The organism is Micromonospora echinofusca (genome assembly GCF_017614955.1).
Taxonomy (GTDB): Bacteria; Actinomycetota; Actinomycetes; order Mycobacteriales; family Micromonosporaceae; genus Micromonospora; species Micromonospora echinofusca_A.
This window is the reverse complement of the sequence record NZ_WVUH01000325.1, coordinates 1-8,113: the sequence shown is the minus strand read 5'-3', so window position 1 is coordinate 8,113 and position 8,113 is coordinate 1. Positions and strand designations below refer to the sequence as shown.

Here is an 8,113-nt window from a genome sequence, read left to right as displayed (position 1 = left end):
CCCCCGGGCCGGCCCGGTTCCCGGGCGTTCACCGGCGTCCGCCCACGAAGGCGGTGACGGCGGCGGCGGCGACCACGAGGGCGGCGAGCCCGGCCCGGCGCCACATCGCCGGCAGGTCCCGGGTGGTGACCACCGGGTCCGGAGGCAGGCCGTAGACCTCGGGGGAGTCGAGCAGCAGGAAGAAGGCGCCGTCCCCGCCGACCCCGTCGGCCGGGTCGTGGCCGTAGAGCCGGGCCTCGGCGACCCCCCGTTCGTGCAGCGTGGCCACCCGGGCGGCGGCCCGTTCACGCAGCTCGTCGAGGGGGCCGTACTGGATCGACTCGGTGGGGCAGGCCTGGGCGCAGGCCGGGGTGAGCCCGGCGCCGATCCGGTCGTAGCAGAGCGTGCACTTCCACGCCCGACCGTCACCGGCCCGCTGGTCGATCACGCCGTACGGGCAGGCGGAGATGCAGTACCCGCAGCCGTTGCAGATGTCCTCCTGCACCACCACCGTGCCGAACTCGGTGCGGAACAGCGAACCGGTCGGGCAGACGTCCAGGCAGGCGGCGTGCGTGCAGTGCTTGCAGACGTCGGACATCATCAGCCAGCGGAAGTCGGTCCGCTCGCCGGTACCGCTGCGGCCCGGCGGCTCACTGCCGGGCATGCCGAGGAACTGCGGCGCGGCAGCGGGTACCGGATCAGCCGCCGGCCCCGTCCCCGGCTGCCCGACCTGCGGCGGCCGGGCCGGCTGCTCGACGAAGGCCACGTGCCGCCACGAGTTGGCGGTCAGCGCCCCGGTGTTGTCGTACGACATGCCGAGCAGGTCGAACCCGGAGTCGGGGACGTCGTTCCACTCCTTGCAGGCCACCTCGCACGCCTTGCAGCCGATGCAGACGCTGGTGTCGGTGAAGAACCCCATCCGGGGCGGGGCGTCCGGGTAGCCGGCGTCCGGGGCCGGGTCCAGCGGACCGTACAGGCTGTTGGCACTAACCATGGTCGCGGGCCTCCCGGTCGCCGCCGGCATCGGTGGTCAGGATAGGCGTAACCACTGCCCCGGTCAGCCCGGCCCGCCGCCGGTACGCCTCGACCAGTTCCCGCAGCGCCGGTCCGGTGGGCCGCCGGCCGGGCCGGATGTCGCAGGTGCCGACCTTGCTCTCCTGGATCAGCACGTTCGGATCCAGGGTGATGCCGAACAGGTCGTTGGCCGAGTCGCCGGTGACCAGCCCCTCGGTGCCGAAGTGGTACGGCAGCCAGATCTGGTGGATCGTCCGGCCCTCCACCCGCAGCGGGGTGAGCCGCTCGGTGACCAGCACCTTCGCCTCGATCACCGCCCGGGCGCTGACCAGGTGCGCCCAGCCCAGGTGGGTCAGGCCGGCCAGTCCGGCCAGCGCCGGGGAGACCTCGACGAACATCTCCGGTTGCAGCTCGGCCAGGTGCCGCACGTTGCGGCTCATCGCCCCCGCCGTGTGGTGCTCGGTGAGCCGGCTGACCGTGAAGACGTACGGGAAGACGTCGCTGTGCGCCTGCGGTGGGCTCGGGTTCATCGGGTTCACCGGGTGCGGGTAGACCTTGCGGGTCGGGTTGGCCTGCTGCCCGTACAGCGGGTTGCGCACCGGCGACTCGGCCGGCTCGTAGTGGGTGGGCAGCGGCCCGTCGAGCACCCCGCTGGGCGCGTAGAGCCAGCCCTTCCCGTCGCCCTGCATGATGAACGGGTCGTCGCCGGCGATCCCGGCCACCCCGCCGGCGCCCTCTGGCGGCCGGTACGTCGGGGGTTTGGTCCGCTCGAAGTCCGGCACGTCGTAGCCGGTCCACTCGGCCCGCTCCGGGTCCCACCAGACGTAGCGCTTGCGCTCGCTCCACGGTCGCCCCTGCGGGTCGGCGGAGGCGCGGTTGTAGAGGGTACGGCGGTTCGCCGGCCAGGCCCAGCCCCACTCGGCGGCCACCCAGTCCTGCTCGTGCCGGGGTTTGCGCCGGGCGGCCTGGTTGACCCCGTCGGCGTACACCCCGCTGTAGATCCAGCAGCCGACGGCGGTGGAGCCGTCGTCGCGGGCCTCGGTGAAACCGGACAGCAGGCGGCCGGTCCGGGTGTCGTACCCGTTGATCTCGCGCAGCACCGCCTCGGCGCTCGGCTCGTCGTGCGGACCGTGCGTGGGGTAGTCCCAGGTCAGGTCGAGCAGCGCCCGGTCGCGGGGCGCGGTCGAGCCGGCCAGCTTCTCCCGGAGCACCCGGCCGAGGTGGTAGAAGAACCACAGCTCGGAACGGCAGTCACCCGGCGGGTCGACGGCCTTCTCCCGCCACTGCAACAGCCGCTGGGTCTGGGTGAAGGTGCCCTCCTTCTCCACGTGCGAGGCGGCCGGCAGGAAGAACACCTCCGTCCGGCACTCCTCGGGCACGATCTCCCCGGTGGCCACCTCGGGGCCGTTCTGCCAGAAGGTGGCGCTCTCGATCAGGAAGAGGTCCCGGACCACCAGCCAGTCCAGGTTGGCCATGCCGAGCCGCTGGGCCCGGCCGTGCGCCGAACCGACCGCCGGGTTCTGGCCGAGCAGGAAGTAGCCCTTGACCTTCCCGTCGATCATGTTCAGCACCTGCTGGTAGGTGCCGTGGTCGCCGGTCATCCGGGGCAGGTACCCGTAGCAGAAGTCGTTCTCCGGGGTGGCCGCGTCCCCCCAGTACGCCTTGAGCAGGCTGGCCGCGTAGGCCCGGGCGTTGCCCCAGAAACCCTTCTGCCCCGGGTTCACGATCCGGCCGACCCAGTGGTCGAAGGTCGGGTGGTCGGCGTGGTGCGGCATCGGCAGGTACCCGGGGAGCAGGTTGAACAGCGTCGGGATGTCGGTCGAGCCCTGGATGCTGGCATGCCCGCGCAGCGCCATGACACCCCCACCGGGGCGGCCCACGTTGCCCAGCAGCAACTGGATGATCGCGCCGGTCCGGATGTACTGCACGCCGACGCTGTGCTGGGTCCAGCCGACCGAGTAGACCAGGGCACCGGTCCGCTCCCGGCCGGAGTTCTCCGTCCAGGCACGGGCCAGGGTCAGGAACTGCTCCTGGCTGATGCCGCAGACCCGCTCCACCATCTCCGGCGTGTAGCGGGCGAAGTGCCGGCGCAGGATCTGGTAGACGCAGCGCGGGTGTTGCAGGGTCTCGTCCCGGTGGGTCGGCCCACCGACCCGGGCACCGTGCGACTCGTGCTCCAACCCGGCGGCGCTGTCCCGCTCCTTCGTGGTGTCCCCGCTACCGGAACTCTCCTCGTGGCCGTCGTACTGCCAACTGTCCTGCACGTAACTGTTGGTGGCCGGGTCGTAGCCGGAGAAGAGGCCGTCCAGCTCGTCGGTGTCGACGAAGTCCCGGCTGACGATGGTGGCCGCGTTGGTGTACGCCAGCACGTACTCCCGGAAGTCCAGCTCGTTCTCCAGGATGTACCGCACCACCCCGCCGAGCAGCGCGATGTCGGTACCGGCCCGGATCGGCAGGTACACGTCGGCCAGCGCGCTGGTCCGGGTGAACCGGGGGTCCACGTGGAAGACCTTCGCCCCCCGCCGCTTGGCCTCCATGACCCACTGGAAACCGACCGGGTGGGCCTCGGCCATGTTGGAACCCTGGATGACGATGACGTCAGCGTTGGCGAGGTTCTGCTGGAAGTCCGTCGCGCCACCGCGACCGAAGCTGGCCCCCAGACCGGGGACGGTGGCGGAGTGTCAAATCCGGGCCTGGTTCTCGATCTGGAGTGCCCCCATCGCGGTGAACAGCTTCTTGATGAGGTAGTTCTCCTCGTTGTCCAGCGTCGCGCCGCCGAGGCTGGAGATGCCGAGGGTCCGGTTGAGCGGGCGCCCCTCGGCGTCGACGTCCTCCCAGGTCTCCGCGCGCGCGGCGAGGATCCGGTCGGCGATCATGTCCAGCGCGGTGGCCAGGTCCAGGTCCTCCCACTGCGTGCCGTACGGCCGCCGGTAGCGGACCTTCTGCTGGCGCAGCTCACTGGTGACCAGGTTCCGGCTGGCCGAGCCCTTCGGGCAGAGCCGGCCCCGGGAGATCGGGCTGTCCGGGTCGCCCTCGATCTGGGTGATCCGACCGTCGGAGACGTACACCCGCTGCCCGCAGCCGACCGCGCAGTACGGGCAGACCGAGCGGGCCACACTGTCGGCGGTCTCGGTACGCGAGGTCAGCGCCGCCGACCGGGCGGACTTCGCCGCCGCGCCGCGCCCCAGCGGGTCGGTACCGGTGAGCTGACGGTAGACCGGCCAGCCCTCGATGAAGGTGCGCAGGCCCATCGGCGGCACCTCCCTCGTCGGACGACCATGCTGACTCCTACGACCCTAGGCCACCGAACCCGCCCGCGCACCCAGAGATAAGGAAGGGCCCCCGCTTAACGTATTCGGTAGAGGAAGGGCCCCTTGTTAACACCCCGGCCGGTCGGTGACCTCCAGCGGGTTGTCTGGCACCCCGGGCGGTTGTCTGGCACCCCGGGCGACGGTCGGGCACCCCGGGCGGTTTCAACCGGACCCGGGCGGCTATACCGCCGCATGCGCTGGCGGCCACCCGGGCAGGGGAATCCCGCTGCGGAGGCGCACGACGTACGGGTCTCCGCGCGGCTCGGGTTGTGGCTGGCGACAGCGTTCGCCCTGTGCCTCGCCACCGGCCTGCTGTCCCACCTCGCGCAGCATGCACCCTGGTGGCCGGGGCGGCCGGCACAGCTCTACCGGATCACCCAGGGGGTGCACGTCCTCGCCGGCACCGCCGCCGTACCGCTGCTGCTGGCCAAGCTGTGGAGCTGCTGGCCGAGGCTGTCCGCCCGGCCGGAACCGGCTGCCCCGCGAGGACCGGCTGCCCAACGGCTTGGGCGACGGTGGGGGTACGCCGCAGAGCGGGCCGCGCTGGCCGTACTGGTCGCCGGAGCGGTCCTCACCCTGACGACCGGGCTGGTCGGCCGGGCCGGCGGGGCGCCGGGGCCGTTCGCCACCGCACCGACGCACCACGCGGTGGCCTGGCTCACCGTCGGCGCCCTGGCCGTCCACCTCGGGGTGAAGCTGCCCCGGATCCGGGACGGCCTGGCCACGCCACTGGGTCGGCCGGCACCGGAGCGGGTCGGACTGAGCCGCCGCGACGTGCTCGGCGGGGCGTACCTGTCGGCGACGGCCGTGGTCCTCGCCACCGTCGGGTCGACCGTCCCCGCGCTGGACCGGGTGTCACCGCTGGCCCGACGGGCCGACCGGGGTCCACAGGGACTCCGGGTCACCAGAACCGCCTCCGCCGCCCGGGTCACCCGGGTGGACGCGCGGTGGCGGCTGACGATGCAGTGGCCGGGTGGACGGCACGAGGTGGACCTGCCCGGACTGGCCGGGCTGCCGCAGCGCACGCTGCGGTTGCCGCTCACCTGTGTGCAGGGCTGGAGCGCCCACGCGGACTGGACCGGCGTTCCGCTGGTCGACCTGCTGGCCGCGGTCGGTGCGCCCGTCGGGCGGGTCACCGTCGGTTCCCTGGAGCCGGTCGGTGTCCACCGCAGCAGCGTGCTGCCGGTGGAGCGGGTACGGGACCGGTCGACGCTGCTCGCGCTACGGATCAACGGGTCGGTGCTCGACCTGGACCACGGGTACCCGTGCCGGATCGTCTCGGCGGATCGGCCGGGGACCGGACAGACCAAGTGGGTGACCGCACTGCGGGTGGACCCGTGAGGACCCGGGTGGCGCTCGTGCTCGTCGGGTTGGCGCTGCTCGGGTACGGCATCCGGCTGCTGGCCGGTACCGCCCGGACGCCGGGGCAGGCCGTCGCCCTGGGCACCTGGCTACTGGCCGGTCTGCTCCTCCCGGTGCTGGTGCTCCCGCTGGTCGGCGGGGTCGGGCTACTGGTGGCGCGTACCCTGCCCCGCCCGTTGCGCACCACGGTCGCCGTGGGCGCCGGGACCAGCGGGCTCCTGCTGCTCGTCGCGGTGCCGGGGCTCGCCGCCCCGACTGCCGGGGTGACCTGGGGCGGGCTGCTGGCCTTCCTGGGCGTCTTCTGGGCGCTGCTGCTCGGGGCCACGCAGTCCCGGATCGCCCGGGACCAACGCCGGGGCCGCTGGTGACCGGACGGACCGCGCGGTGACGGCGCGGCCGGCACGGTGACCGCATGGACTGCCCGGTGACCGCATGGACTGCCCGGTGACGGCACAAGCTGCACCGCCACGGTATGACCCAAAGCCTATGAATGGACATCAGTCGATGTCGACTACCGTCGGAGCATGATCCGACGACTGCGTCCCCTGCTGGTCGCGCTCTGCACCCTGGTCGCTGCGGTCCTGCTGCCCGCCGTCCCGGCCGCCGCCGCCGGGGACGTACGCGGTGGCGACCAGTTCCGCACCGGCGACGGGTACCGCTGCACGGTGTCCTTCAGCGTGGTCGGCCAGGTCACCCCGTTCAACGGCTTCCTCACCGCCGGGCACTGCGGGCAGGCCGGCGACCCGGTCTACACACCGGCCGGCGAGCTGATGGGATACTTTGCCGCCTCGTCGTTCCCCGGCAACAACTACGCACTGGTACAGCTCAACCCGGGGTGGACCCCCCGGGGTGAGGTCCGCACCGGCACCGGGGTCGTCGCGGTGAAGGGTTCCACCTCCGCCGCGGTCGGCGCCAGCGTCTGCAAGTACGGCGCGACCACCGGTTGGCGCTGCGGTGTCGTCCAGGCCAAGAACGTGACCGTCAACTACGCGGAGGGCACGGTCTACGGCCTGACCCGGACCAGTGTCTGCGCCGAGGCCGGGGAGTCCGCCGCGCCGTTCATGTCCGGCAGCCAGGCCCAGGGCATCCTGACCGGCGGCTCGGGCAACTGCTCCAGCGGCGGGACGAGCTACTTCCAGCCAGTCAACGAGGCGCTCAGCGCGTACGGGGTCCGCCTGGTCACCAGTTGACCTGGCGCGCCCACCGACCGGAAACCGGTGTACGTGCCGGTCCGGTCCCGGTCATGATGCGGCCATGGAGACAGGTGTCCAGGATCCGGCCCGCCTCGGCGTGACCCGGCTGCCGGACGGCCGGCTGCTGGGCTGGAGCGAATGGGGACCGCCGGACGGCGTGCCGGTGCTGTTCTGCCCGGGTGCGGCGACCAGCCGTTGGCTCGGCTTCGGTGGCGACGTCGTCGACGGGCTCGGGATCCGGTTGGTCTCGGTGGACCGTCCGGGGCTCGGCGCCTCGACGCCCGTACCGGGTCGCTCCCTCACCGACTTCGCCGCGGACATGCGCGCGTTCTGTGCCCTGCGTGGCCTGGGCCGCCCGGCCATGGTCGGCAACTCGCAGGGGGCGCCGTTCGCGCTCGCCTGCACGGTCGCCGGTACGGCGTCCACGCTGGCCCTGGTCTCCGCCGCCGACGAGGTGGCCCTGCCGGAGTTCGCCCCGATGCTCCCGGCGGAGCTGCGGGACCTGGTCGAACTGACCGGCCGGGACCCGGCGGGTGCCGAGGCGGTGTTCCGCCGCTTCGACGCGGAGGCGATGTGGGGCCTGGTGATGGGGGCCAGCCCTGATTGCGACCGCACGGTCTACCAGGATCCGGTGTTCAGCGCCGCCTACCGTCGGGCCCTGGCCGAAGCGTTCGCCGCAGGCCCGGAGGGTTATGCCCGGGACACCGTGCTGGCGATGGGCCGGTGGCGGCTGGACCTGGCGGCGATCGACGTACCGGTCGAGGTCTGGTACGGCTCCCGGGACACCGGTCACTCCCCCGACCAGGGCGAGCTGCTGACCACCCGCATCCCCGGGGCCCAGCGTCACGTCGTACCGGAGGCCGGTGGGGCGCTGCTCTGGACCCACGCCGGGCCGATCCTGCGCCGCCTGGTGAGGCAGGCAGGGGTACCGGCCCAGGGGTGAACATGCCGCTGGCCGGGTCCCCGTGTCCGGGGGCCCGGCCAGCACGCTCTGTCGCTGTCTGCGGTCAGCTGGTGGTCCAGTGCTCGGCGACCAGGTCAGCAGCCTGCAACTCCCACTGCGCATAGTGATCCGGGAACGCCGACACCTGCACCGTCTGCGCCGCCGCCGTCAACGGCATCTCCTCCCAACCCTCGACCTGCTTCAAACCGGTCAGGAACGCCGTCGTCGAGTACTGCGGATCAGTGATCTGCTCCACCGTCCCCCAACCACTCGACGGACGCTGCTGGAACAACCCCTGCGAATCATGATCG

General features: G+C 72.5%; 6 protein-coding genes and 1 pseudogene. 4 read left to right on the top strand and 3 right to left on the bottom strand.

The window, feature by feature from the left end; all coding sequences use genetic code 11:
* Nucleotides 1-28: 28 nt before the first annotated feature.
* Nucleotides 29-973: a 4Fe-4S dicluster domain-containing protein gene (locus GSF22_RS27195; RefSeq protein ID WP_208816588.1), complete on the bottom strand. Its 945-nt coding sequence runs from the start codon at nt 971-973 to the stop codon at nt 29-31.
* Nucleotides 966-4,244 (bottom strand): formate dehydrogenase, encoded by a 3,279-nt coding sequence (fdh, locus tag GSF22_RS27190; protein ID WP_244454206.1) that lies wholly within the window; start codon nt 4,242-4,244, stop codon nt 966-968. The genes GSF22_RS27195 and fdh overlap by 8 nt, the downstream gene beginning before the upstream one ends.
* 252 nt (nt 4,245-4,496) lie before the next feature.
* Between fdh and GSF22_RS27180 the strand changes: the two genes are divergently transcribed.
* From GSF22_RS27180 to GSF22_RS27165, 4 genes are all read left to right on the top strand, one after another.
* Nucleotides 4,497-5,645 (top strand): molybdopterin-dependent oxidoreductase, encoded by a 1,149-nt coding sequence (locus tag GSF22_RS27180; protein WP_208816585.1) that lies wholly within the window; start codon nt 4,497-4,499, stop codon nt 5,643-5,645.
* Nucleotides 5,642-6,034 carry a hypothetical protein gene (locus GSF22_RS27175; protein WP_208816584.1) on the top strand — a complete coding sequence of 131 codons (393 nt, stop codon included), beginning with the start codon at nt 5,642-5,644 and terminating at the stop codon, nt 6,032-6,034. Before GSF22_RS27180 ends, GSF22_RS27175 begins: the two co-directional genes overlap by 4 nt.
* Before the next feature lie 156 nt (nt 6,035-6,190).
* On the top strand, nt 6,191-6,856 hold the full coding sequence (locus GSF22_RS27170) for a S1 family peptidase (RefSeq protein WP_208816583.1): 666 nt from the start codon (nt 6,191-6,193) through the stop codon (nt 6,854-6,856).
* Nucleotides 6,857-7,022: 166 nt separating this feature from the next.
* Nucleotides 7,023-7,802 carry an alpha/beta fold hydrolase gene (locus GSF22_RS27165; protein ID WP_307804367.1) on the top strand — a complete coding sequence of 260 codons (780 nt, stop codon included), beginning with the start codon at nt 7,023-7,025 and terminating at the stop codon, nt 7,800-7,802.
* A 64-nt stretch (nt 7,803-7,866) separates the two neighbouring features.
* Here GSF22_RS27165 and GSF22_RS27160 read toward each other — a convergent pair.
* A pseudogene (locus GSF22_RS27160) lies at nt 7,867-8,113 on the bottom strand (hypothetical protein); the annotation flags it as partial.